The organism is Bdellovibrio sp. HCB290 (assembly GCF_047305925.1).
Lineage (GTDB): Bacteria > Bdellovibrionota > Bdellovibrionia > Bdellovibrionales > Bdellovibrionaceae > Bdellovibrio.
Map to the genome: position 1 here is coordinate 3,208,514 of NZ_CP178620.1, position 26,620 is coordinate 3,235,133.

22 protein-coding genes and 1 tRNA gene are annotated in these 26,620 nt (G+C 46.4%); 16 read left to right on the top strand and 7 right to left on the bottom strand.

Translation table 11 applies throughout. The features are described 5' to 3' along the window. The 9 genes from ACLVWU_RS15600 (at nt 1) to ACLVWU_RS15640 (ending at nt 16,591) form a co-directional block, all read left to right on the top strand. Complete coding sequence (locus ACLVWU_RS15600; RefSeq protein WP_413575790.1) at nt 1–1,338, top strand: TldD/PmbA family protein; 1,338 nt, start codon at nt 1–3, stop codon at nt 1,336–1,338. 10 nt (nt 1,339–1,348) lie between these two features. After that, a complete protein-coding gene (locus ACLVWU_RS15605; protein WP_413575792.1) occupies nt 1,349–1,672 on the top strand; it encodes a DUF4286 family protein in 324 nt (107 codons plus the stop codon). Between the two features lie 69 nt (nt 1,673–1,741). Next, nucleotides 1,742–2,206, top strand: coding sequence for an actin-binding protein (locus ACLVWU_RS15610; RefSeq protein WP_413575793.1), 465 nt, complete (start codon nt 1,742–1,744; stop codon nt 2,204–2,206). A gap of 225 nt (nt 2,207–2,431) precedes the next feature. Then, nucleotides 2,432–9,964: a hypothetical protein gene (locus tag ACLVWU_RS15615; RefSeq protein WP_413575794.1), complete on the top strand. Its 7,533-nt coding sequence runs from the start codon at nt 2,432–2,434 to the stop codon at nt 9,962–9,964. Next, entirely contained in the window at nt 9,964–10,881 is a 918-nt protein-coding gene (locus ACLVWU_RS15620) for a LamG domain-containing protein (protein WP_413575795.1), read from the top strand. Before ACLVWU_RS15615 ends, ACLVWU_RS15620 begins: the two co-directional genes overlap by 1 nt. A 56-nt stretch (nt 10,882–10,937) precedes the next feature. Beyond that, nucleotides 10,938–11,612 (top strand): hypothetical protein, encoded by a 675-nt coding sequence (locus ACLVWU_RS15625; RefSeq protein ID WP_413575797.1) that lies wholly within the window; start codon nt 10,938–10,940, stop codon nt 11,610–11,612. A gap of 107 nt (nt 11,613–11,719) precedes the next feature. Then, nucleotides 11,720–14,590, top strand: coding sequence for an aminomethyl-transferring glycine dehydrogenase (gcvP, locus tag ACLVWU_RS15630; protein ID WP_413575798.1), 2,871 nt, complete (start codon nt 11,720–11,722; stop codon nt 14,588–14,590). Next, entirely contained in the window at nt 14,591–15,562 is a 972-nt protein-coding gene (locus ACLVWU_RS15635; RefSeq protein ID WP_413575800.1) for a glycosyltransferase family 9 protein, read from the top strand. Between the two features lie 12 nt (nt 15,563–15,574). Further along, complete coding sequence (locus ACLVWU_RS15640) at nt 15,575–16,591, top strand: small ribosomal subunit Rsm22 family protein (protein ID WP_413575801.1); 1,017 nt, start codon at nt 15,575–15,577, stop codon at nt 16,589–16,591. Here the strand turns inward: ACLVWU_RS15640 and ACLVWU_RS15645 are convergent. Next, nucleotides 16,584–17,453, bottom strand: coding sequence for a TIGR02147 family protein (locus ACLVWU_RS15645; protein ID WP_413575802.1), 870 nt, complete (start codon nt 17,451–17,453; stop codon nt 16,584–16,586). The two genes, ACLVWU_RS15640 and ACLVWU_RS15645, sit on opposite strands and share 8 nt — an antisense overlap. 215 nt (nt 17,454–17,668) lie before the next feature. On the opposite strand from ACLVWU_RS15645, the gene ACLVWU_RS15650 reads away from it, so the two are divergent. From ACLVWU_RS15650 to ACLVWU_RS15660, 3 genes are read left to right on the top strand one after another with little or no spacing between them, the layout of a single operon-like run. After that, on the top strand, nt 17,669–18,451 hold the full coding sequence (locus tag ACLVWU_RS15650; RefSeq protein WP_413575803.1) for a phosphatase domain-containing protein: 783 nt from the start codon (nt 17,669–17,671) through the stop codon (nt 18,449–18,451). Between the two features lie 12 nt (nt 18,452–18,463). Further along, nucleotides 18,464–18,898, top strand: coding sequence for a helicase (locus tag ACLVWU_RS15655; protein ID WP_413575805.1), 435 nt, complete (start codon nt 18,464–18,466; stop codon nt 18,896–18,898). A gap of 8 nt (nt 18,899–18,906) precedes the next feature. Then, nucleotides 18,907–19,467 (top strand): ADP-ribosyltransferase domain-containing protein, encoded by a 561-nt coding sequence (locus ACLVWU_RS15660; RefSeq protein WP_413575806.1) that lies wholly within the window; start codon nt 18,907–18,909, stop codon nt 19,465–19,467. 73 nt (nt 19,468–19,540) lie between these two features. Here ACLVWU_RS15660 and ACLVWU_RS15665 read toward each other — a convergent pair whose 3' ends face one another. After that, on the bottom strand, nt 19,541–20,173 hold the full coding sequence (locus tag ACLVWU_RS15665; protein ID WP_413575807.1) for a hypothetical protein: 633 nt from the start codon (nt 20,171–20,173) through the stop codon (nt 19,541–19,543). Nucleotides 20,174–20,257: 84 nt separating this feature from the next. Between ACLVWU_RS15665 and ACLVWU_RS15670 the strand changes: the two genes are divergently transcribed. Further along, nucleotides 20,258–20,557, top strand: a complete 300-nt coding sequence (locus ACLVWU_RS15670; RefSeq protein ID WP_413575808.1) for a hypothetical protein — start codon at nt 20,258–20,260, stop codon at nt 20,555–20,557. A gap of 78 nt (nt 20,558–20,635) precedes the next feature. Further along, nucleotides 20,636–21,430: a substrate-binding periplasmic protein gene (locus ACLVWU_RS15675; protein WP_413575809.1), complete on the top strand. Its 795-nt coding sequence runs from the start codon at nt 20,636–20,638 to the stop codon at nt 21,428–21,430. 62 nt (nt 21,431–21,492) lie between these two features. On the opposite strand, the gene ACLVWU_RS15680 is transcribed toward ACLVWU_RS15675, so the two are convergent. Beyond that, nucleotides 21,493–21,975, bottom strand: coding sequence for a hypothetical protein (locus ACLVWU_RS15680; RefSeq protein ID WP_413575810.1), 483 nt, complete (start codon nt 21,973–21,975; stop codon nt 21,493–21,495). A gap of 484 nt (nt 21,976–22,459) precedes the next feature. After that, a complete protein-coding gene (locus ACLVWU_RS15685) occupies nt 22,460–23,332 on the bottom strand; it encodes a PAN domain-containing protein (protein ID WP_413575812.1) in 873 nt (290 codons plus the stop codon). A 179-nt stretch (nt 23,333–23,511) separates the two neighbouring features. Here ACLVWU_RS15685 and ACLVWU_RS15690 point away from each other — a divergent pair, with 179 nt between their 5' ends. Together ACLVWU_RS15690 and ACLVWU_RS15695 are read left to right on the top strand one after the other, a co-directional pair. Then, nucleotides 23,512–24,315, top strand: coding sequence for a DUF4423 domain-containing protein (locus tag ACLVWU_RS15690; protein ID WP_413575813.1), 804 nt, complete (start codon nt 23,512–23,514; stop codon nt 24,313–24,315). Nucleotides 24,316–24,638: 323 nt separating this feature from the next. Further along, entirely contained in the window at nt 24,639–24,818 is a 180-nt protein-coding gene (locus ACLVWU_RS15695; protein ID WP_413575814.1) for a hypothetical protein, read from the top strand. Between the two features lie 133 nt (nt 24,819–24,951). Here the strand turns inward: ACLVWU_RS15695 and ACLVWU_RS15700 are convergent. The 3 genes from ACLVWU_RS15700 to gcvT form a co-directional block, all read right to left on the bottom strand. Next, nucleotides 24,952–25,034, bottom strand: a tRNA-Leu gene (locus tag ACLVWU_RS15700). Between the two features lie 58 nt (nt 25,035–25,092). Continuing rightward, nucleotides 25,093–25,482 (bottom strand): glycine cleavage system protein GcvH, encoded by a 390-nt coding sequence (gene gcvH / locus ACLVWU_RS15705; protein WP_340597552.1) that lies wholly within the window; start codon nt 25,480–25,482, stop codon nt 25,093–25,095. A gap of 10 nt (nt 25,483–25,492) precedes the next feature. Continuing rightward, nucleotides 25,493–26,575, bottom strand: coding sequence for a glycine cleavage system aminomethyltransferase GcvT (gene gcvT, locus ACLVWU_RS15710; protein WP_413575815.1), 1,083 nt, complete (start codon nt 26,573–26,575; stop codon nt 25,493–25,495). Nucleotides 26,576–26,620: the final 45 nt, after the last annotated feature.

Consider the following 26,620-nt stretch of genomic DNA (forward strand, 5'->3'; position numbering starts at 1 on the left):
ATGAACTTTATTGAATCAACTCAAAAAACTTTCAACTTCATTGCTGATACTCTTTTCGCCAAACTAAAATCCGGCGAAGAAGCGAACTTAAATTTGAACGCTGAAGACTCTGTCTTTATTCGTATCAACAACAACAAAGTTCGTCAGAACACTCATGTTGAACAACGCACGATCAGTCTGCAGTTACAGCACAATCTTCGAACAGCTAAAATTACATTCGAAATCACCGGTGTTGCCGAACTGGATACCGCTCGCTCCCTGGAAATTCTTGAGATGGCACGCACTGAGTGCAGCCTTTTGCCTGAAGATCCAAAGCAAGTTCCGATGCGCAACAATGGTACCAGCCATAACTACATCAAAGGTCATTTGCTCACCCATGAAGAGATGTTTGAAAAACTGACAGCGCCTGCTTCTGGAAGTGATCTTGCCGGTATTTACTGCGCAGGTCCGCGGGTTTCGGCAAACCGCAACTCTGCTGGACAAAATCATTTCTTTGCGACGGATTCATTCTTTATCGATTACTCTCTGTACATGGGCGAGAAAGCCGTAAAAGGCACCTATGCCGGCACGACCTGGAATCAGGATGAGTACGCGGCAAATCTGGCACAAAATAAAAATCAGCTTAAGCTGATGGATCGTCCAAAGAAAGTTTTGCCACCCGGCCCTTACAAAGTTTATCTGGCGCCAGCAGCTGTTGCGGAAATGGCCTCCATGTTTTCATGGAATGCCATGAGCTACAGTGCTTACAAGCAAGGTAATAGCCCGTTGCAAAAGCTTGCTGACAAAGAAAAACCTTTGTCTCCGCTTTTCTCAATGCGCGAAAACTTTTCGACTGGATTAACTCCGCCATTCAACTCCTTGGGTGAAGTGTCTGCAGAGAAAGTCGAATTGATCAATCAAGGTCAATTGAAGACGTTCCTGATTTCCTCAGGAACCGCAAAAGAGTACGGTGTTGACGGGAACCTGGCGAGCCCAAGTGAAGGTCCGCGTGCACTTGAAATCATGCCGGGAACTTTGGCTAAAGAAAATATTCTGAAAGAACTTGGAACCGGTGTTTATCTTTCCAATCTTCACTATTTGAATTGGTCGGATCGCCCCACGGCACGCATCACGGGCATGACTCGTTATGCTTGTTTCTGGGTTGAAAATGGCGAGATCGTCGCCCCTATCGCGGACATGCGTTGGGATGAAAGCTTATATGAGGCGCTTGGGGAAAACCTATTGGCGGTAACAAACTTCCAGGAAATTGATCCTTCTGTGGATACCTATAACTCCCGGGCTTGGGGCGGCAAAAAACTACCGGGCTTTTTGATCAAAGATTTTAAATTTACTCTTTAGGAGATTTTAGATGGTTACTTATATCGTACAAACAACTGTGCAATACGACGCCTACAATGAGTACGTAGATTGGCTTAAAAATGAACACATCGCGGATATGCTGAATGTGTCAGGCTTTATCAGTGCGGATCTTTGCCTGCGCAAAGGCGGTGCTATGGAGTCCTCTGCGAAAGAATTGCGTATTGTGTTTAAAGTGAAGGACGAAGAACATATCAAGTCCTATATAGCGGAAAAAGCAATGGAACTTCGAGAAAAAGCTCTAGAAAAATTCCCGGGCAAATTCTCCTCCAACCGTGAGGTTTGGCTGGATACTTTCAGTTTTACGTCAAAATAACAGTTCAAGTCTTTTAATTCGGAAGTCACGGGTGTAAAGTGATTTCCGAGCTCTTGAAAGGAGACTATTATGTCATCTGCAACTTTCCAAAAAATGTTGAACAATCTTTCAAAGAACAAGAACGTACAAAGCCTTCTTGAAAACTTCCAAACTTTGAGTGAAGAAATCAAAAAACGCGAAGGTGACCTTAAAGGCAAGTTCGACAAAACCAAAGAACAAAAAGTCGAGCAAGCTTGGCAGAAGTACCAGGAGATCGTAAAAGTCCTGAGCGCTTCTGAAGAGAAGCTGGAAAAAGAAGTCAGCAGCACAATCAGCAAAATTAAAAAGTCCGCTGATGCGCTTGAAAAAAACATTCAAGTCGCAAAGAAAAAAGCGATCGTGCAAAAAGCTAAATTGGAAAAAGCATTGTTCAAAAAAACAATGACTGCCAAAAAAGGTGCGGCGAAGACGGCTAAAAAAGCTGCCTCCAAACGTCCTGCTAAAGCGACTAAAAAAGTTGTTCGTAAGGCATCCAAGAAGACCACTCGCAAATAATTTCGTTTCATTCCGATACAAGCCCTTGGTCGACCTGTTCCCAAGGGCTTTCTATTTTCTTTACCATATCTTATTAAACTCATTGCCGTGGAACCAGAGGCTTTTTCTACATAATGTGACGGCATTTTAAGTTTCAATCCTGCAACAGTTCTTAACTAATTGAATTTACATACCGATCAGTACTCCAGAACGTTTTTTTTAACGAGATTTTAACAGGGACGTACTATGCGATTCGGTAAAAAAATCTTATCTTTCTGTGTGCTTGGAGGTCTGTTATTTACGGCCACCTTAGCACTCGCATCTCCGCAGAAGCTCACCTATCAAGGGCGTATCATTGATGCATTGGGAAATCCGTTAAACTATAACGACGTTTCTTTCCGATTCCAGATAACTTCCACTGATGGCACTTGCGTTCTGTATTCTGAAGAACGCCAACACGTTAACATGCAAAACTCTGATGGGGTATTCGACATCGCTATCGGCGATGGCACGATCCTTTACGCAGTAGGTGGAGCTAATAAACTTTCAGATACGTTCATCAATGGCGTAACTCATATTTGTCACGGCAGCGGCAGTTGGAATGCCACTTCAACATCTGAGCGACTTTTAAAGGTATCATTCCACGATGGCACTGGTTGGCAGGAAATCAGTCCTTCCAGCACTATCCGTTCTGTTCCGTTTGCGATGACTTCATACAGCGCACAGACTTTAGCTGATAAAAGCATCAATGACTTTGTTCTTAAGAATATTCTGGTAACCTGTGCTGCGAATGAGGCACTTAGTTGGAATGGATCTATTTTCTCCTGCGTGCCGACTTCGACGGGTTCAATAACTGGAGTTACTGCTGGTAGTGGACTTTCAGGTGGCGGTACATCCGGCACTGTAACTGTTTCCTTGGCCAACTCGGGTGTCACTGCAGGAACATATGGTTCTGCAACTCAAGTTCCAGTTGTTGCAGTGGATGCTCACGGTCGCATCACTTCAGTAACACCTACAACTATTTCCGGTATCGCTCCGGGTGGTTCAGCAGGTGGAGACCTTAGCGGAACATATCCAAATCCAAACGTGGCAAATGATGCCATCACAAGCGCAAAAATCGCCAATGGTACAGTAGTTTCTGCAGATATGGATTTCACCGGTGTGAATACTGCAACTTCGAACATCGTCATCAAAGACGCTACTGGTAAGTTCGCTGAATTCGCCTGCTCCACAGTTGGCCAAGTTGCAACTTGGACTATCGTAGGTTGGGGTTGCCAAACTCCATCATCCACTGATGCCACAAAACTTCCGCTTGCTGGTGGAACTATGTCTGGCGCCATCGATATGGCCAATCAGAATATCACAAATATTGGTTATATGACTATGGCAGCCAATCGCAGCCTTCATGTATCCAACAATGCTTCCGATCCAAGTTTAACGGGCGCTGACACTGGTAAAATCTGGTACAACACCACTTCAAACGAGTTGAAATATTGGAACGGTTCTGCCGCAATTGCAGTGGGATCTACTGGTGCTGCTATCACATCCCTTACTGGTGACGTGACTGGCTCCGGTCCGGGCGCTGCCGCAACGACAATCGCCAATGGCGCGGTAACGAATGCAAAAATGGCAAACATGCCATCTTATACGCTAAAAGGAAATAACTCTGGCGCTGCTGCAGGTCCAAGTGATGTTACGATTGCCTCACTTCAAGGTACTGGTGCGAATCAGTTCGCAGCCGGAAATGATGCACGTATTACTGGAGCCCTTCAGGCTGGATCAGCTGCTGGTGGCGATCTTACAGGTACTTATCCGAACCCTACAGTGGCATCAGGTGCTATCACGTCTTCGAAAATCGCCGCTGCAACTATACTTGGAACCAACATGGACTTCACGGGTTCCAACGCTTCCTCAACTGGAATTGTTCTCAAGGACAGTTCCGGAAAGTTCGTAAGCTTCACTTGCTCTACAGTGGGTCACGTACCAACTTGGACAGCTTCCGGCTTCTCTTGCCAGGCTCCAACTCCCCTGCTGCCAGCGCTTGCTGATGGCAATATGTGGATTGGTAACGCTTCAAATGCTGCTACTGCAGTGACTATGAGTGGAGACGCGACAATCTCCAATACAGGCGCGCTAACTTTGGCCAATGTAGTTACGGCTGGAACTTATACTAAAGTGACAGTGGACACTAAAGGCCGTGTGACTACGGGCGGATCACTGCTGTCTGCAGATGTGACTACCGCGCTTACTTATACACCAGTCAATAAAGCTGGTGACTCAATGACCGGCTCACTGGGGCTGGGTAACTACTCCAACGCAACTGAAACAACACTTGTTGCAGGTTTAAATGGGGCTGATGAGGGACGTACGTGGTACAACTCTGACACAAACCAAGTGAAATACTGGAACGGTTCTGCAGCCCAGGCATTGGGAGTTTCCGGTGCTGGTTTGACTTCTTTAAATGGTGAGTCTGGTTCAGCACAAACTTTCGCAACACCAGGCACTTCAGGGACCGCTCCAGCTTGGTCTTCTGCTTCAAATGCTCACACTTTAAATATTCCGATGGCATCTGCCTCTGGAGTTACCGCAGGTCTTTTAAGCAAAACTGATTACGACTCTTTCGCTGGCAAACAAGCGGCAGGAAACTATATCACCGCTCTTACTGGTGATGTCACAGCAGCCGGACCGGGTTCTGCCGCAGCGACTATCGCCAACAATGCCATCACAAGCGCTAAAATTAATGATGGCACTATCGTTGGCGCTGACATGGACTTCACTGGTCTGAATGTCGCAACTTCAGGATTGGTCATCAAAGACAACACAGGTAAATTCTTTGATTTTGCCTGCGGTACAACTGGCCATGTTGCGACTTGGACTGTGACTGGTTGGGCATGTCAGGCTCCAACTCCCCTAATGCCATCACTTGCTGACGGCAATATGTGGGTAGGTAATGCTTCCAATGCTGCAACTGCGGTCACGATGAGTGGTGATGCCACTTTGTCGAACGCAGGTGCTTTGACTTTGGCAACTGTCGCGACTGCGGGTACTTACACTAAAGTTACGATCGATGCAAAAGGTCGCGTGACGACTGGGGCTAACTTAGCTGCGGGTGATATCACGACGGCTTTGACTTACACTCCAGTGAACAAAGCTGGCGACGTGATGACTGGTACCTTCGGTCTGGCAAACTATGACAACACGGCTGAGGGCACTTTAGTAGGTGGCCTGGGTGTTGGTGACAAAGGTAAAACTTGGTTTAATACTTCAACCAATCAGGTTAAATTCTGGGACGGTTCCGGCGCTCAAGCATTGGGTATTTCTGGTGCTGGCTTGACATCATTAAATGGTCAATCTGGTTCAACGCAAACTTTCGCAGCTCCAGTCACTAATACTGGTACTGCTCCGGCTTGGTCATCTGCGGGTAATGCTCATACTCTACAAATTCCAATGGCTGCTGATACAGGTGTGACTGCGGGTCTTTTAAGTAAAACTGATTATGACTCGTTCGCTGCCAAACAAACGGCAGGTAACTATATCACTGCCTTGACTGGTGATATCACGGCTGCAGGCCCAGGTTCTGCTGCTTCAACTATCGCGAACAGTGCGGTGACCAGTGCGAAAATCGCTGATGGTACGATCATCGGTACTGACATGGATTTCACAGGTGCTAATGCAGCTACCACTGGTATCGTTCTTAAAGACAATACCGGCAAGTTTGTAAACTTCACTTGTGGTACTGCTGGACATGTTCCGACTTGGACAGCTTCAGGATTTGCATGTCAGGCTCCGTCTCCACTACTTCCATCTTTGGCAGATGGTAATATTTGGGTGGGTAATGCATCCAATGCAGCGACGGCTGTGACTTTGAGTGGCGACGCCACAATCGCTAACACTGGCGCTTTGACTTTGGCGACAGTTGCTACAGCTGGTACATATACTAAGGTTACTGTCGATGCAAAAGGCCGTGTCACTACAGGAGCAAACCTGGCTGCTGGTGATATCACGACGGCTCTTACATACACTCCAGTTAACAAAGCCGGTGACGTGATGACGGGTTCATTGGGCCTTGGTAACTATACCAATGCGACTGAGACGACTCTAGTAACAGGCTGGGATTCTGGTGATAAAGGTAAAACTTGGTTCAATACAACTACGAATCAAGTAAAATTCTGGGATGGTTCTGCAGTACAAGCTCTGGGAATTTCTGGCGCAGGTTTAACTTCCCTTAACGGTCAATCTGGTTCAACTCAGACCTTCGCTACTCCAGTGACTAACACAGGTACCGCACCGGCTTGGTCTTCTGCAGGTAATGCTCACACGTTACAAATCCCATTGGCTGCTGATACGGGTGTGACAGCAGGTCTTTTAAGTAAAACTGACTACGATTCTTTTGCTGCGAAACAAGCAGCTGGCAACTATATCACTGCCTTGACTGGTGATATCACAGCTGCAGGCCCAGGCTCTGCCGCTTCAACAATTGCCAACAATGCTGTGACCAGTGCAAAAATCGCCAACGGCACTATCGTTGGCGCTGACATGGATTTCACGGGTCTGAATGTTGCTACTTCTAATTTAGTTATCAAAGACAACACAGGTAAGTTCTTTGACTTTGCCTGCGGTACTACAGGACATGTGGCTACCTGGACTGTAACTGGTTGGGCTTGTCAGGCACCGACTCCGATGATGCCCTCACTTGCGGACGGCACTATGTGGGTAGGTAATGCTTCCAATGCGGCAACCGCAGTTACTATGAGTGGTGATGCGACGCTATCGAATGCAGGTGCCTTGACTCTTGCGACAGTGGCGACTGCCGGTACTTATACTAAAGTGACTGTCGATGTAAAAGGTCGCGTAACAACGGGTGCGAATCTTTCCGCTGGCGACATTACTACGGCACTTACGTACACTCCAGTTAACAAAGCTGGTGACGTAATGACAGGTTCTTTGGGTCTTGGTAACTACACCAATGCCACTGAAACTACTTTAGTATCTGGCTGGGGTTCTGGTGATAAAGGTAAAACTTGGTTCAATACAACTACGAATCAAGTAAAATTCTGGGATGGTTCTGCAGTACAAGCTCTGGGAATTTCTGGCGCAGGTTTAACTTCCCTTAATGGTCAATCTGGTTCGACTCAGACCTTCGCTACTCCAGTGACTAACACAGGTACCGCACCGGCTTGGTCTTCTGCAGGTAATGCTCACACGTTACAAATCCCATTGGCTGCTGATACGGGTGTGACAGCGGGTCTTTTAAGTAAAACTGACTATGATTCCTTCGCTGCAAAGCAAGCTGCTGGCAACTATGTGACAGCACTTACTGGTGACGTTACGGCTTCGGGCCCAGGTTCGGCTGCTGCAACGATTGCGAACAATGCGATCACAAGTGCAAAAATCAATGATGGCACTATCGTGGCCGCTGATATGGACTTCACGGGTGCCAATGCTGCAACAACCGGAATTGTCCTTAAAGACAACACTGGCAAGTTCATGAACTTTACTTGTTCTACGGCTGGTCACATTCCGACTTGGACTGCTTCTGGATTTGCGTGCCAGGCTCCGACGGCATTGCTTCCTTCCCTTGCTAACGGCACGATGTGGATCGGTAACGGATCAAATGCTGCTACAGCAGTAACAATGAGTGGTGATGCCACGATTTCCAACGCTGGTGCATTGACTCTTGCAACTGTAGCAACAGCTGGCACTTATACTAAAGTGACTGTCGACGTAAAAGGTCGCGTAACTACGGGAGCAAACCTTGCTGCCGGTGATATCACAACGGCTCTAACTTATACTCCGGTGAATAAAGCTGGCGATGTGATGACGGGTTCATTGGGCCTGGGTAACTACACAGATGCAACTGAAGCAACACTGATCACTGGCTGGAATACTGCTGACAAAGGTAAAACTTGGTTCAACACGACTTCCAATGTTGTGAAATATTGGGATGGTGGTGCAGTTAAAGTTGTAGGTGCAGTCGGTGCAGCCGTCAGCTCACTGAATGGTTTAGCAACAGCAACTCAAACTTTCGCAACTCCTGGTACAACAGGCACGGCTCCGGCTTGGTCTTCTGCAGGATCTGCCCATACGCTGAATATTCCGATGGCTTCTGCTTCCAGCGTGACAGCGGGTTTATTGAGTAAAACTGATTACGACTCTTTCGCAGCAAAACAAGCAGCTGGCAACTACATCACGGCACTTACTGGTGACGTGACCGCTGCGGGCCCTGGATCTGCGGCATCAACAATCGCCAATAGTGCTGTGACAAATGCTAAAATGGCGAACATGGCAGCGAATACTTTGAAAGGTAATAACACCGGTTCCGCCGCAGCTCCGACAGATATTACTATTGCAAGTCTTCAAGGTACTACGGCAACTACTTTTGCTGCGGGCAATGACTCTCGTATCACGGGAGCGATGCAATCAGGTGCAACAGCCGGTGGCGACCTGACAGGAACCTACCCAAATCCATCCGTGGCTTCAGGTGCAATCACGACTGGTAAAATTGCCTCTGCGACGATCATTGGTACAAATATGAACTTCACTGGAGTGAATTCCGGCACTTCAAATATGGTTATTAAGGATTCCACTGGTAAGTTCTATGACTTTGGCTGCTCGACTGCGGGTCACGTAGCTACATGGACTGTTTCGGGTTGGGCTTGTCAGACTGTCACTGTGACACCTTCAAGCTTCGGATCTCAGACCCAAAAAACTTTCCTGGCGGCTCCAACTGGTGCTGATGGTAATGCTACCTTCAGAACGATTGCATCAACGGATCTTCCAATTACTGGAGCTTCGGGTGTTTATGTTAACGGTGGTAACTCATTTGGTGCGGCGGCAGTCCTAGGCACGAATGACAGCAACACTTTGGCATTCGAAACTAACAACTCCACTCACATGACTATTACTACTGCAGGCAAAGTGGGTATCGGTCAGACCAATCCGTCTTCTAAATTACAGGTTCAAGGTTCGATGACAGATACTTCTGGTTCACCAGCCTTGAACTACTTCTATGGTCTTACTGAGCCAACCTCTGCATCTACGGCGGTTTTCTACGGCAGCAATGGTTCTATTGCAAACTTCAACAGTAACTATATGTCCGGCGCGCAAATGGTCGGTGCTGCTGGTATCGCCGAACAGGGTGGTACTGGTACTGTTGGTACTGCAGTGGGTGTTGAATCTTTCGTAACCAAATATGCAACCGGTAATATCACAAGTGCTTATGGTACTTATTCACATTTCACAAGTTCTGCCACGGGTACTACTACAAACTTCAACGGTTTAAGAGTTGCGACTGATGTTTCTACGGGTACATTAACTAATGCTTTCGGCGTGTACATTGAAACTCTTCAGGGTACGAATCGCTATGGTATCTACCAACAAGGAACCTCAGATCAGAACTATTTCGGTGGTTCAGTCGCGATCAATAATACCTCGCCTTCTGCGAATGCAAAACTTCATGTGACTGGCACAATCGTCAGTACACCGAACTCTGTAGCCTCTGGTGCAACTGTGAACTTAGCTACAAGCAATACGGCGGTCCTGGCTTCGGTTGGTGGCTCAACAATCACTCTTCAAAACATGACCCATGGTGGTAACTATACTCTGGTGATTCAAGATACGACTTCCCGTACATATACTTTCTCGGGATGCAACACGTCCAAATTCTTGCCTCCGAATGCGCCGACAGTGGCAAGCACATGGTCGACTTACAACGTTCTGACTTTGTACAACGGTTCCACTTATGACTGTGTGATCACTTGGGCAACAGGGTATCAATAATGAGAATTTGGGCTTTAATATCTCTTTTACCATTCGCAGCCCAAGCTCAATTGGGTCTGCAAACCGGGGCCATGCAGGACTCCGGATCCGGTGCTGGTCGTTGCGTGGCCGCATATCGATCCGCGTGGATTCCACAAAACAATTTCATCTCCGCTATCTGGCATCTTGATGGCACAGTCGGCGCTGTCGCCAACGCATCAGTGCTACCCTCCGGCTTCACTGGTGGTCCGACTCTGACCGCCACCATGGCCGGATCTAACTTAAGCTATGCAAACTCTTCAGTCTCCATTTTTCGCCAAATGATTACGGGGAACGGAAACGCCAATGACATTATTAAAACCACAAACACAACGGATCTTGCGGATCTTCCGGGATTGACAGTCAGTATGTGGGTGAATATGTCGTTCCCGGCAAGTAATCAGCGTCTGTTTTACAAGAGTGATAACAACTCATCACGTGGCTATTTTTTTGTGTTTCGCACTGACGGCTCTTTGGATTTTCGAAAAGTGCATGGTTCTACAAACATGGAACGCCAATCCTGTCCGCTTTCATCAACTTACTGGGCTTCTAAAACCTGGCATCACCTTGTCGTGACCTGGGACGGAACATCAACCTACACAGGAATTAAATACTACCTTGATGGAACCGAAGTTGTTCATACAGGCTCTGATCCAAGGCTAACAGGAACATGTACCAATCAAGCTTCTTACGGAGGTTATGCCACGGGCGCCAATGGTACAGGAGGATTCAACTCTGATTCAGGCTACCCATTTATTCTTTTTGGCGTTCCAGCATCCTCCAGCTCAAATCCAACCTCTGCATCCCTAACCGGAAGTATGGACGAAGTCGTTATTTGGAATAAGGCCCTGACGGGGGCCGAAGTATCGACTCTCTATAAACATCAAAAGTGCAATTAGACCTAGGGACGGCGAGCATTGCCGACCCCCAGTGCGATCCGATAACATCATCATGAATGAACAAATACCTGCGATTTTGGCTGAAGTATTCCGCCATTTTTCTTTCTACATTTTGTCTGACGGTTTTCATCGCCATCGGTATCGTCGCGTACCTAGGAATCGATCACTTCCATCAACAGGCCCCCAACGACCCTAATTTGAATGAGGTCGCAAAAATTAGCGAAGGCTATCTTGAAGAAATCGGCACTTTTGAGGAACTTTTTGCCCAAATTCAGGGCAAAAAGTTGCCGCCGTTTTGCTCCACAATCTGCAACCCGGTGGGACTGGATCAGGATGAGCTCATTAATGGTAAAACCGACTACCTGGTCAGCTACTACAAGGAAAGCGGCAACCGCGCTCTTAAGGATCCCCTCTTCCGCTTTAAACTGGAACAAATGTCCTTGGTTTCGCGCACCCTGCCTTCTTCAATGCGCACAGTTATGAACGATATTCTAAAGGAAGACGGACGCGAAACCAAAAGCAAGGTCTGGCTGGCCCTGCGACTGGAGACCGCGATTCTAGTGAACCTTCCAAGTCTGCCTTCCCGTTTAAATTCATTTAAAGAGCAAACAGAGCAACTTGAACATTTTCGTACTTTGATCAGGGCCTGTCACACAGGTGGAAATCCCAAAAAGATTTCCTCACAATGTGAAGCCAGACTGCACAGAACCTCCTCCAAGCAAGCAATTTAGGGTATACTCGGCATATTGCCTTGCATTAGCGCCCTTGCTCTGTCGCGAGCCAACACTTTAATCAATACAGGGGCTGTGCTAGGCTCTTTTGCGTTATTGAGGTGTATATGAAAATCGACGATTTATCTCCAAGAAATGAATTTATCCCGCGCCATATTGGCCCGAGCGATTCCGACGTCCAAGAGATGTTGAAAGAGCTTGGTTTTGCTTCTTTGGAAGATCTTGCTAATAAAATTATTCCATCACAAATCCGCACGGATCATAAATTCGAAGGCGTAGGCCCTGGTATTTCTGAATTCGGTTTGCTGAACCATTTGAAATCCATGGTTTCAAAAAACAAAGTGATGAAGTCCTACATCGGCATGGGTTTCCACGACACCATCACACCGACGATCATCCAAAGAAACATTTTTGAAAATCCAGTTTGGTACACAGCCTACACTCCTTATCAGGCCGAGATCGCTCAAGGTCGCTTGGAAGCATTATTGAATTTCCAAACGATGGTGGCGGATCTTACTGGGATGCAGATTTCAAATTCATCCTTGCTGGATGAGGGAACTGCAGCTGCGGAAGCGATGTTCATGGCTCACGCCCTTTGCAAAACCAAAGCAAACGCATTTGTCGTATCTGACAAAATGCACCCGCATGTGATCGAAGTACTTGGTACACGCGCAGAACCGTTGGGTCTTGAGATGATCGTCACAAATCCGGCGACATATGATTTTGCAAAACCGGCATTCGGTGTGTTCTTCCAGTATCCTGATACTGAAGGCGCAATTGAAAACTACGCCGATCTTGCAAAAAAATACAAAGACCAGGGCGCACACGTTGTAGCCAGCGTCGATCTTCTGGCGATGACTTTATTAACTCCTCCGGGCGAGTGGGGCGCTGACATCGTTGTCGGTAACTCCCAACGTTTCGGTGTACCATTGGGTTACGGCGGTCCTCACGCGGCTTTCCTGGCAACTAAAGATGCTTACAAGCGCATGATGCCAGGTCGTTTGGTGGGTGTTTCTGTAGACTCCCAGGGCAAACAAGCTTTGCGTTTGGCTTTGCAAACTCGCGAGCAACATATCCGTCGTGAAAAAGCGACTTCGAATATCTGCACTGCACAAGTTCTTTTGGCGAACATGGCTTCCATGTATGCGGTTTACCACGGCCCACAAGGTCTTAAGAAAATTGCGATGCGTGTGAACCGCCTGACTGCAATCATGGCAGACGGTCTTGCGAAACTTGGTTACAACGTTTCCAAAAACGCCTTCTTTGACACGATCACAGTTACTTCTGACAACGCTGCTGGTATTTTGGCTCAAGCCGAAGACCTGGGCATGAACTTCAGAAAGATCAACGACAAGACTTTGGGCATCTCTTTGAACGAGACTGTGACTTTGACTGACGTTGAAACTGTGTGGATGGCATTTAACGGCGGCAACAAAGCGGCCTTCGACTGTCTGGCAATAGACGAAACATTGAAACTGGAAATCCCAGCGGCTTTATCCCGTAAATCTGCATTTATGACAAACCCGGTGTTCAACTCGCACCATAGCGAAACTGAACTTCTGCGCTACATCCATCACTTGCAAAACAAAGACATCACTTTGACTCACTCAATGATTCCATTGGGTTCTTGCACAATGAAACTGAATGCAACGACAGAGTTGGTTCCTGTTTCCTGGCCTGAAATCAGCAAACTTCATCCGTTTGCTCCGGTTTCTCAAACAGCTGGCTTGATTGAAATGATCAAGGATCTTGAAAACAAACTTTGTGACATCACTGGTTTTGCGGCTGTCAGCTTGCAACCAAATGCGGGCTCTCAGGGCGAGTATGCGGGTCTATTGGTGATCCGCAAGTACCACCAATCCCGCGGCCAAGGTCACAGAAACATCTGTTTGATTCCTTCCTCTGCACACGGAACCAATCCGGCGTCAGCAGCATTGGCAGGCATGCAGGTTGTGGTAGTTAATTGCGACGACTTCGGTAACGTTGAAGTTTCTGATCTAAAAGCAAAAGCCGAACAACACAAAGACAACTTGTCTGCGTTGATGATCACTTATCCATCCACTCACGGTGTTTACGAAGAAGGTATCAAAGAAATCTGCGATATCGTTCACGCAAACGGCGGCCAAGTGTATATGGACGGCGCAAATATGAACGCCTTGGTTGGCATGTGCCGCCCAGGTGCTTTCGGCGCTGACGTATCCCACATGAATCTTCACAAAACATTCGCGATCCCTCACGGTGGTGGCGGTCCGGGCGTGGGTCCAATCGGTGTAGCGGCACACTTGAAAGAGTTCTTGCCTAAGCACTCTGTGATTCCTGAAGCTGGTCCTGCAAACGGTATCACTTCAACGACGTCGGCTCCTTGGGGTTCTGCATCGATCCTTCCAATCTCTTGGGCGTACATCACAATGATGGGCGCAGAGGGCTTGCGTAAGGCGACTTTGGTATCCATCCTTTCGGCAAACTACATCGCTAAGAAATTGGAAAAGGCCTACCCGGTTCTTTACAAAGGTAAAAGCGGTTATGTGGCCCATGAGTGCATCATCGACGTTCGCGATATCAAAACCGCTTCTGGTATTGACGTGACAGACGTTGCAAAACGTCTGATCGACTATGGATTCCATGCTCCAACAATGTCCTTCCCTGTGGCTGGCACATTGATGATCGAGCCGACAGAATCTGAACCGAAACAGGAAGTGGATCGCTTTATCGATGCCATGCTTTCCATCCGCGCAGAAATCGCGGCGGTTGAGTCTGGCAAAATGGATAAAGAAAACAATGCTCTTAAGAACTCTCCGCACACAGCGCAGATGATGATGAAGCCCGAGTGGAATCATCCGTATTCTCGCGAAGAAGCTGTGTATCCGGTCGAGTGGCTGCGCACGAACAAGTTCTGGCCTGTGGTTGGCCGCGTGGATAACGCTTACGGCGACCGCAACCTGATCTGTTCTTGCCCTTCAATCGAAGAGTACAGATAAGTGAAAAAAGTCCTTCTTATCCGCCTTGATAAAATTGGCGACCTGATCTCCACGATGTGCGTGGATCAGGCGCAGTTCATGGCGGATAAAGAAGTGAAATGGGTGATCGCCAAAGGTTTGGGATTTGTTCCTGACAATGCCGATCCCAAACGTTCCTATATCGAGCTTTCCAAAGATGATTGGAAAGCTTCACTACAAACACTCCGTGCATTCATTCGCGAATTTAAACCTGATGTCGCCGTTAGCTTTCAAGCCCCATGGTGGGTGAGCTTTGCATTATGGGCCGAGGGTGTAAAAGTTCGTGCCGGTGTAAAGTCTCAGTGGCATAGCTTCTTGTTTTTGAATAAAGGTCTGCGCCAACGCCGCAGTCAGGCCGTGCAACATGAAGCTGATTACAACATGGATCTGCTTCGTTATGCCTTGAATGAAAAATCCAAAGAGCCCACCCCAGTTTTGAAACTGACTGCGCCCTCCAATTCTGAGCTTCTTAGCAAGCATGGCCTCAACGAGAAAAATTATGTTGTAGTCCATCCTGGTATGGCGGGCTCAGCACTCAACTGGCCAACAGCACGTTATATTTCTTTGATCGAGCAGGTCACTCCGTTTACTAAAATCGTACTGACAGGGACTCCTGCAGATGAACCGTTTCTGACAGCGATTAAAGCACGCTTTAAGAATGATCCCCAGGTGATCAACCTGCAAAATCAGTTAAAACCTGCCGAGCTTTTCACTGTACTTAAAAACTCCAAAGCCGTAGTCGTACCAAGCACTGGTGTCGCGCACATGGCAGCATCTCTGGGGGCATCTGTATTGGGACTTTACTCCCCGATTCGTGTACAGCATCCCCGCCGCTGGGCTGCCCGTGGAGAAAATGTAAAAATTTTCGTATCGAAGAACGAAAATCCCCCATTTGACCATGCGATGGAAGAAATCCAGGTCGATGATTTGCTAAAAGCCCTGAACACTCTGTAGAATCCCCCATCCATGCAAAGACAGTTCACCATTCCAGCCAATTTTGAAGAGGCGATTGCGAAAGCGCTTGCCGACTATAAGCTTACCTTGAACGATTCCAAGGAGCTTTCCAAACGCGTTCTGGCACTGTCTGATTTCTTTATCAATGAACCCGAAGGTCAAACACCATGGCATGAATCCTGGGCGCAGGTTGCCTACCTTTGCTATTACCTTCCTCTGAATGCTGCACGTTTGCGTGCGGTGATTTTAGAAGGTGAAAAGCGCGGATTCTTTGATGGCCTGGAAAATGTCATGGACTTCGGTGCAGGACTTGCCACTGCCTCTTTAAGTCTTTCTGAATCTCAGAACTTAAAATACACGTTGATTGAGCGCTCAACAGAGCCACAACGTCTGATTGAAAAGTATTTCCCATTTTTCAAAGCCCAGGAATGGGTTCGCTCGATCAACAAATCAAAAATCAGCAATCCTAAGAAAACCCTGGCATTGTTTTCGTATTCTTTGACCGAACTGTCAGACTTGCCGGATTGGGCTTATGACTGTGAAGCCTTGATGATCGCAGAGCCCTCGACTCAACAAGACGGCAGAAAACTAATGCAACTTCGTGCGAAACTTTTAGAAAAGGGCTTTCACGCATGGGCGCCCTGCACTCACGAAGGTCTTTGCCCGCTGTTGACCCAGTCAAAAACAGACTGGTGTCATGATCGCATTCACTTTGATGCGCCAAAATGGTTCCTGGCGATGGAAGAGCAACTTCCAATGAAGAACCGCACTTTGACCACGAGCTACCTGTTAATGCGTAAAACCAAACCCACGCCGATTCATGCTGCTCGCGTAGTCGGTGACACCTTGAAAGAAAAAGGTAAAGACCGCCAGATGATCTGTCGCGGTCCTGATCGTGAATTCCTGGCGTGGATGCATAAGTTCAAAATTCAGCAGGAGATCCCGCGCGGAGCCCTCATCGAGATCCCCGAGGGTCTGCAAAAGGTCTCCAACGAACTGCGCGTACAGGCGGAACTTTCTATCAAGTAGGCTCTGCCTGCTCTTTTTTTGTCACATTGAAAAAGCAATCAGACAAATAGACGATGTGGTCGGGATTAACCGACGTTTTCGAAATCTCCACAACTTTGTCATGGTAAAGACAGAACTCACGATGGATTTTATCGAAGTCTGCGAAATTCACCGCCAGGCACCCCGCAAAGAATCTTAAGGGACGATATTTTGCGGCATCATTCAGAATCGAATATGACTTTTCGATAGAAACCCTGAAAGATTTCAAAGACTCCTGATGCGACTGCGGCAGCATACTCTGCTCCACCGGCACATGTTGAACCACTCCATCTTCTTTCAGAACGATCATGCCCAGCTCCAGCAGCTCTTTCATGATCTTCTCAACATTCTCGATTGTGATGTCTTCATGGTCGACCAGTTGGCTCAGAATTTTTTGACTGTCAAATTTGAAGCCTTCCAATCGGGACATTTCGTGAATAACAGATCCCAACCAGTTATTATTAATATAAATACCTTTGCCGTCCATTGCTGGTGCGATGTACTTGGTGCTTAAATAGTTCTGGGCTTTTAGGGCATCCATAATTCTGCCGAAGTACTCGTCGACTTCGGTATTCTTGACAGTTGATTTTGCAACAGCCATCAAAAAATATTCGATTTCCAATTGAGAAAGATCGAACACCTTGGCCAAGGCAGGAATCTTGTCCAGGTGAATATGTCGTCGTCCGATGGAAATGTTCTTGAGATACGCACGGGACGTGCCCAATCGCTTGGCAACAAAATCATAGGAAAACCGTGGATTTTGGCTTTTCTTGTATTCAAAAAAGACTGTGATGTACTGACGGTAATCAACAAATTCAAAAATGTTCGGACGACTTTTAAGCATAGATTTTTCCAAAGGGGACAGTCTTACGGCAAAAAACTATTAAATGGGACAAATGTATTGCGAATTTGCATCGCTTTCTTCAGAGCAACGACCTTGCGGCATAGCTATTGCTCTTCCCAATCATGAAATTTGTATTCCCTTGATTGCACGCTCACGATCCCCTTCGGGAAAGAACTGCATGCTTGTCAAAACATTGGACGATTACTGGAGGCCTCGTGAACAAATTGTTGCTGATTTCAATCCTATTGGTTGCTTCATTCTCTGAGGCCAAAACCCTGGTAATTTCGGACATTGATGACACCATCAAGGTCTCCAATATTCTTTCCAAATCCCGCTCCGCAGGTTCATTTTTTGACGACGACAGCCGCTTTGTCGGAATGGCCGAAGTCTATCAGGCTCTGCAAAATCAAATTCCTGATATTGAATTTCACTACGTCAGCCTTGCCCCCAAGGCCTTGATGCAAGAGCAGCACTCGGACTTTCTAACGGAAAACAGCTTCCCAGTTACAAAACTTCACATGAATTCGGGAATTAAGCAGGATCCTGAACTTAAGCAAAAAGTGATTCGTGCCCTATTGAAGTACGAGCACCCTGACCTGGTGATTTACTTTGGCGACAATGGTCAATTTGACACGATCGTTTACGACCAGATGACTAAGGAGTTTCCGCAAATTCCTTCTGTGTCCTATATCCGTGAAGCATACTCCCGCCTTGGTGATTCCCAATACCCGACTATGCCTGGGCAAATTGGCTTTGTTACCAGCGTTGAAGTCACTTTGGATTTAATCTCCAAACAGATTCTTCCATTGAGCTCTTACAAGAACATTCAGGATATCGTCTATGATCGCCTGCTTAAAGACGATGGCCACGAAAACTTTGGGCCGATGGTATTTCCTCACTGGCAGGATTGCCGTGATTTCAAATGGCAATGGCAGATCAAAAATCCGCCGCAAAAACTTACCGCGATCATGAACGCGATCGAACAGCGTTGCCAATAGGTTGAGGCGGATATGAAATCTCTTATCTCGGCCATATTTTTAATTTTCCTGGGCATTGCAAGTCCTGCGATGGCTAATGAACTAAAGGACTTCACCAGTGATGGTTGCAGTAAAAGTCCGGATGGCATCCCCTGGTACAATCCTGATGCCTTCCTTGATTGCTGTATTCAGCACGACATCGTGTACTGGCACGGCGGAACCGCTGATGATCGCATCCTGGCTGATCAGGATTTAAAAGCCTGCATTGATAAAACCGGGCACCCTGATATCGCAAAGACCTACTACTATGCCGTGCGCGTAGGGGGCTCTCCAAAATTCAATTCAAACTTCCGCTGGGGTTACGGCTGGAAAGAAAACCGCGGCTACACTCCCCTGACCCAGGAAGAGTGGGACCAGGTGGAAATCAAACTTCAAACCGTGCTGACTCGCGGAATAACCATCCAGTAAGGCATGAAATGAAAACACTGATTTTAGTATTCTCTTTTCTAAGTGCTGTTCAGGCGTTTGCGATATCAGATCAGGAGTTTGCTGATAAGTACTGCGTGGGTAACTGCGAAAACAAGCTGATGGTTCAATATGACCCAACAGGACCTATCTCAGCTGCAGAACATTTTCTGATTCAAAAATATACAGAAACATATGCCTTTCTCGATGCGGAGATGTTTATTCGTGCGGTAGAAAAGATTCCTGTCGCAGAAGGCACATTCTATCGTGGTCTGGACAGCAAACGCAGCCGCATTCGCAGCGTAGGTCAGATCGTTGAATTACGCGGCATCACCAGCGTATCTGGTGAACGCTCGACCGCGGAAAACTTCATTAAAGATCAGCTTTTTATTATTCACGGAAAGTCTGCCCACAGCATTTCCAGGTATTCGGTCATGGGCGAGCAAGAGTCGATCCTTTTGCCCGGAGTTCAATTGCGAGTTGATAAGATCTATGAAGAGCAGATCGATTTAGGTTATCAGAATGAGTCCAATATCGTGAATGTTCAGGTTGTAGAGCTTACCGAGATCTAATCACGCTTTTGCGGACTTGGTTTTTGAAAAAATAAAATCAAGTCCCGCCACAATTATCAAAGACAGTCCTGCTTTACTTTTTCGAATCAACAATCTGGCGAAGTTTGAATTCCATTTTAGGGAAGACGATGCCTCCGCCGAAGCCGACTTTCAAAGCCAGGTGAAAAACATCGTGGGCCCGGTTCTGCGCCGGAAGCCAGGAACCCTCGGCACCCAAAAATGCATCAGCGACAAGTCCAACGCCACGGCCATAAAGTCCGCCATTTAATTCGTCCACGTTTACACCGCTGGGAATAAACGTAAACATCCACTTGTACGCCACTTCAAATTTGAAACCACCATTGTGAAAGTCGCACAAGAACAGCTCAGGAATTTTCACAATCTCATTGGTCGCCGGATCAACCAGATTCGCATCAAAATACCAAACATCATGATCGACCAACATGGCGCCGTTCATCCCACTCGCGTACAAATATCCTTTGATGGGAATACGCTGTTCGGGACGAAGCTTAAATTGCAATGCCAAAGTCTGCATCAGTGATTCGATCTGTTCATCACTCAACGAAGTGCTTTTTTTGATTGATTCAATCAGCTTCTCTTTGGTAATCCCGGCATCCCCGTCAAAACTGACGGCAAATGCATTACCCACCAAAAACTGAACACCAATAGCCAGTGCAACGAACCACAATGAACATCGTTTACGCATACAAACCCTCAATCCAACCACTCATGCTTTTCCGGTTGCCAATATGTTGAATAAAGGATGCTATATATCCATTCGGGAGGACAAATGAAATCACTAGTAATACTATTTTCCGTGTTTTTCACAACTCAGGCTTTCGCAATAACTTCACAGGAAATGCGCGACAGAGGTTGCCTTCCTCAGCGCAGTGCTGACGGCTCAATCACCATGAAATGTCCTGTCCAAAAGGACGGCCGATTAAACGCAAAAGCTGGTGATGTTATTACTCACATCAATGGCGAAGCAGTGGATTCCCCGGAAAAAGCGATGGAGCTGTATCAAGCCACTAAAGCTAACCAGCAAATGACAATTCAAACCAAGCAGACGGATAACGCCGACACAAACTAATCGCCTCCCCATTAATACATCTTGCCCATATTGAAATATAATTTAGCATTGAACGTGACCCAGTCAGGAGTCCGTTCAATGTTTTTTCAAACTATTGTATCCTTGCTTGTATTCACAGCTGTGTCCTATGCAAACGATCCAATATCAAAAGACTTGGTCCGCGGTAAAAACCATTTCATCATCGGTGTTGGCGAATACGACTACCTTCCTCACACAGGATTTATCGACGGAAAGTTTACCGGATTTGGTGCTGCCGTTCTAAATGCCTTTGCACAAAGCAAAGGCTACTTGTTCGAGTATAAATCCGTCCCCGTCCCCCGCATGTTCAAAGTTTTTCTGGATGATAAGAGCGTTGATTTTATGTATCCCAATAATAGTTACTGGGCCGCCGAAAGACAGAAGGCTCGCAACGTTTCATTTAGCTCTCCGGTTGTGGCTTACGTGGACGGAGTTTTGGTCAAAGAGGAAAACATTAAGATCAAACTGAATGAGCTAAAAACTATGGGCGTCCTAATTGGTTTCGATCCGATTCAATACGCCGATTTGATTAAGGATGGAAAAATAAGAGCCCATGAGAACGGTGAAGTCGTGGGTCTGTTAAAAATGGTTTTAAACAACCGCGTGCAGGGGATTTACCTGAATCCCTTGGTGGCGAACTATTATCTGAAGACCGTCATTGAAAACGATCAGCCGATTTACTTAGCGCGAGGGCTCCCTTTTATAAAGTCACACTACAGCCTGTCGACGATAAATTACCCAGAGATTTTAAAAGAGTTTAATTTGTTCCTAAAGAAAGAATATTCAACAGTGTTGAAACTCCAGAAACAGTACGGAGTCGAAGATCCCCTCAAGTACTTTAAGAATGCCCCGTAGAAATAAAAAAGCCGACTTACCGTCGGCTTTTCAAAGAAACTTAATTTAGTTTCGATTGGAATTTACTTGCCGCAAGGACCAGCAACTACCATAGCTCCGTAAGCAAGAGCCTGACCGCCGGCTTTCAAATCAATGAAGTACACAGTAGAAGTGCGACCACCATCAGCTCCTGGAGCAATTACGGCTTTATATCCAGATTGGATATCAGTCGCAGCAATAGCACCTTCGCTATTTAGAAAAGCAATATCATCAATGCTGATCTCAACGATAGGTTTCACAGAATCCATAACACTTTTACGGCCATCTGTAGTTTTTTGAGTGATCTTGTTTGTATCAAGATTCAATTGAGAGGCAACTTTCCAGTCTGGGCCGCTGCAAGAAACGTAATTTACAGTCTTCGCAGAAGCGACAGCTGACATTCCGAACAATGAAATTAGCAACGCAAACATTTTCATAGTTATTTCTCCGTATGAAGGTTTAGTTCCGCCGAACTTTAACACATCCCCAGAGAACTCAATGTTACGGTTGTTCACCACTGAAGACATTTCAGACTTGTCTAAAATACTGACAGTTTTCGAATGACCGATACCCTGGAACCATTCAAATATCAGGGGTAAAGAACAGTAGCTGGTTTTCAGTTTTGATTATTCTCTTTCGAAGGAGAGATTTGGTGCGCGCGAGTCCCCGGAGCAGACGAACCGCTTTTGCCCAGCCCCCAAGCCTTGATTGCAATAGAGATTGATGAGGTTGTAGAGCCTAAGGCCCTTTTGCCCGCAGACCTGCTGCGACTCGTTAGCTTATATGGATCTTATTTCAAGGCTGCGGAGGCAATTGGAGCTTCTGAGGCATTTGTCCGCCAGAACTGTTTTAAACGGGGCTCCTCCTGATTTTAGTAAAAATCAGGAGGTCTTGGGAATCAAGAAGCCAATACGAACCTATTCGTTTTAAGTATTAGAGCCATTGGTTTAAATGTGTTCTTATCGGGAGGCGCTGGTTTAGGCCTCTCCGGGGGCCTTTTTTTTACACTTACTACTTCACTCCGCTAACAGACAGAAGCTCCCATTTTTTTCCACCAACCTCAGACTTCAAAAAACAGGTATTTGTACGGTCCTGCCAGGTAAAGGCGGCGCATTGAGATTCTTTCACACACTGTTGTGAGCAAACGTAAGGATCATTTGTTGCGAAGGTTCGATAGTCAGCACCCATGTATTCCCAACCACTACGAAAGCCGATAGTTTTTATCGCCGTGACAGCATCGGTACGTCCCACAAGTCGCCCATCGCCCATGGCCGTATTCAATCTGCACTTTTGCATGTGGTAATAATAAACACTCGCAAAACATTTTGTATCAGCATTGCAGCTGGCAGCGCAGCTACCTTCGTCAGAGGACGGCAGCAAAGAATATCCATCTCCGACAATATAAACTCCACGGCGCGAGTCCATAAATGTTCCCGAAGTCTTTTGCAACAAGGCCAGTAGATCACTTGAAATATTGTAGTAACGATCATCATAGCCGTTCGCGCTGATGACTTCATGAACAACCAGAATTTGTCTTTGATCGTTGGAAAGCGCTGCCCAGCGGGCTCTGTTAATTGCGATACGTCCTTCCACTGGCCAATTCTTCGCATCTTTATTCAAATTGTTAACCACAAGCGGCTCGTCAGTAGAGACGATATTCAATGAACTAAGGGACTCTGAAATTTTTCGAACATCGACAACTGCACTTTGCCCTGGTGACGAGCGAAGTGCTGCAAATACGACATTCGCCATGGAAGTAAATTCTGCAACGACGCCATCCCCGCCACCACCACCACTCATCGTACCGCCTATATCAGCAGCATAAACCGATGAAGTACATGTTCCGAAAAAAATTACCGCTGCTATCAATCGCATAATGTTCATCTTTAATCCTTTTGAGTTCGCTCGAGATAATTCATGCCGGGAGATACCATAGTTGTCTCTCAGCCAGCAAATCCTGTGTTGAAAGTGAAAGGTTTATCCCACCCCCTTGACCATTGCCATACCAGTTTAGTAAATAAGTTAAAAAAGTATTTACCACCCAGTAAAAGAAATGAGGGCCTATGGAAGTATTCGACGCTCAAAATTATCGAGACTTCGTACGTACGCGTATTGAAAATATGCCGAACCGGGGCTACGGACAACTAGGAAAGCTTGCAGACCACCTGAACGTCAATCAAACCCTGATCAGCCAGGTTCTGTCGGGAAAAAAGGATTTCACCGAAGAGCAAGGAATTCTTTTGGCCGGTTTCTTTGCTCTTAATAATCCAGAAACGTCTTTTTTACTTCAATTGGTTCGCAAAGAACGAGCTGGCAGTCAGAAACTGAAAGAGTTTTTAGAAAAGCAAATTGAACAGGCCAGAAAAGAAGCCTTTAAAGTAAAGCACCATGTTCAGAAAGAAAAAGATTTATCGGCAGATCAACACGCGGTCTTTTATTCGAGCTGGATTTACACAGCCGTGCATGGACTCACGGCCATTCCCACCACACAAACAATTGAGAGTATCTCAAGCTACCTTGGTGTTTCACGGGCACGAATTGCTGATGTTACGAATTGGCTCATCGAAGTAGGACTATGCAAACAAGTTTCAGGAAAAATTAAAGTCGGGCCGAGGACTACCTTTATCGAAAAAGAATCGCCTCTTTCTGATAAGCATCTTTCCAATTGGCATGTGAAAGCTCTGGAATCAATGGTTGAAAAAAAAGAAGATGACTTGTTCTTTTCTGCACCGATGACAATTTCCACAGAGGACTACATTGAACTCCGCAAAGAGTTGGTCCTTCAGATTTCAAAGATCTCCAAACGTGTTGAAAAAAGTGAATCGCAGATTCTTGTCGCCTTCAATATGGACTTATTTAAAGTTTAAAAATGGCGGGGTGGACGGACTTCGTCGGGGAGTATCTTAAAGAGAATCGCTATCAGCTATGTATTTTGCTTAAAAATTTGCTTTTAGTGAGTTCCAAACACTACGGAAAATAACTGGAAAGCTTCCGCACTTATTTAATTCGATCTGAGGGCGAAAAAGCCACTGTAAATATTCAAAATATTTGAAGAACCCGGAGTCCTGTCCATTCCATTTTCCTTCGCAAGCGTTCGTGACCACTCCCCCTCTACGAGAGGAGGATACAGCAAAAAACAATCAATCAAAAAAAACGGAGGTACAGATATGAATAAGGAAAATACCAATTGATGCGAGTTGTAGGATTGCAAAGATACGAACTTGAAATGATCGAGGTGCATTTAAAACGAACTGAATACGAAAACCAAGTTGCGCAAAAGAGCTGGATTTACGCTCTCAAGAAATCGACCAAGAAGGTTTCACTGCCAAGATCAAAATGGGCCTTTATGCGCCAGCAAAAGAATCAATGAAGGCCACCGGAACAGATGGTCTTCCATCCACCGCCACAGTGGCGGCAGATTTTAGGCATAAAAAAAGCCGACTCGAAGGTCAGCTTTTTTGTATCAGTAACTCAACCCGTGTGGGTTCGAGTACTGTAGATATTGGTGCCCCGCGAGGGACTTGAACCCCCACGCTTGCGCACTAGATCCTAAGTCTAGCGTGTCTGCCAATTTCACCAGCGGGGCAACACCGTTTTAGCGGAAACAAAGATTTAGCGAATTGTATCCGCTAAATCAATAGAAATTATTTGTCTGCGATCAATTTTTTGTAATCTGGGGCTCTCATAAGGTTTGCGAGCTCCTTTTCCGTATCCATTTCGATACGAACCAACCAGCCTTCGTTCACTGGGTCGTCGTTCAATACAGATGGGTCGTCACCCAAAGACGCGTTAACTTCGATTACGGTGCCAGAAACTGGCGCGTAAAGGTCAGAAACCGCTTTTACGGACTCAACCACACCGAAGATTTGACCTTGAGTGATCTTTTGACCTTCTTCTGGAAGTTCAACGTAAACGATCTCGCCCAAAGAATCCTGAGCGAACTCTGTGATGCCGACAGTCACGATGTTCTCGTCAACTTGAGCCCATTCGTGTTCTTTTGTGTAGTAATAGTCTTCAGGAATATGAAATGCCATGTTCGGCTCCTTATTTCGAAATAAATGGTGTTTTAACAACAACCGCTTTCACTTTACGGCCGCGGATATCCAGTTGGAACTCCGTCCCCTCTTTAGCATAAGCAACGTCAATAAACGCGATGCCAATAGGTTCATCCAGGCTTGGTGAGTGAGTACCACTAGTTACCTTGCCGATTTCTTTATTGTCAAAAGAAAACAGGCTGTATCCCTGACGTGGGATGCCCTTCTCAAGCATCTTAAATCCCACAAGATTTTGCTTCAGACCGGCCTCTTTGACCCCAACGATTTGTGTCTTGTTCATAAAGTCTTTTTTAGCTGGCTTAATCACCCAACCAAGACCCGCTTCATATGGATTCGTCGTGTCATCAATCTCATGGCCGTACAAAGAATATTTCATCTCCGTACGCAACGTATCGCGGGCACCCAAACCAATTGGAGCCACTCCCAAATCTTTGCCTTGAGCCAACAGTTCATTCCACAACGCCACAGTTCCCGCAGCGTCCACGAAAACCTCGCAGCCCTTTTCCCCTGTATAACCAGTGGTAGCAACCATGATATTGTGATTTTGGAATTTGCCAGAGTTAACTGTGAATGGCTTCATTTCGCTGACTTTGAAACCAAAGACACGATCACAAAGTTCCAAAGCCTTTGGGCCTTGGATTGCGATCTGACCCCATTTATCAGACTCGTCCGTCATGTCAGAGCCTTTGTTGTGTTTCGTCATCCACGCAAAGTCTTTGTCTTTGTTAGAGGCATTCACACACACCAGGTAATCAGAATTTTTAGACAGACAATACACGATGATATCGTCAACCAGGCCACCTTGATCATTCGGCAACAAAGAGTATTGAGCTTCGCCATCGTTCAAACGAGCCACATCATTCGTCGTCAGCCACTCCAAAGTTTCAAGAGCCTTTGGCCCTTTCACACGGATTTCACCCATGTGAGATACGTCGAACAAGCCCACGTTCTTACGAACGTTGTCGTGTTCTTCACGAAGACCTACATATTGAACAGGCATGTACCAGCCGGCGAAGTCGACCATGCGGGCGCCCAAAGAAACGTGTGTATCAGCTAATGGAGTTTTTTTCATGGCCGTGAGTCTCCGATTTACCTAAGTAACAGTCAAGGAAGGCCG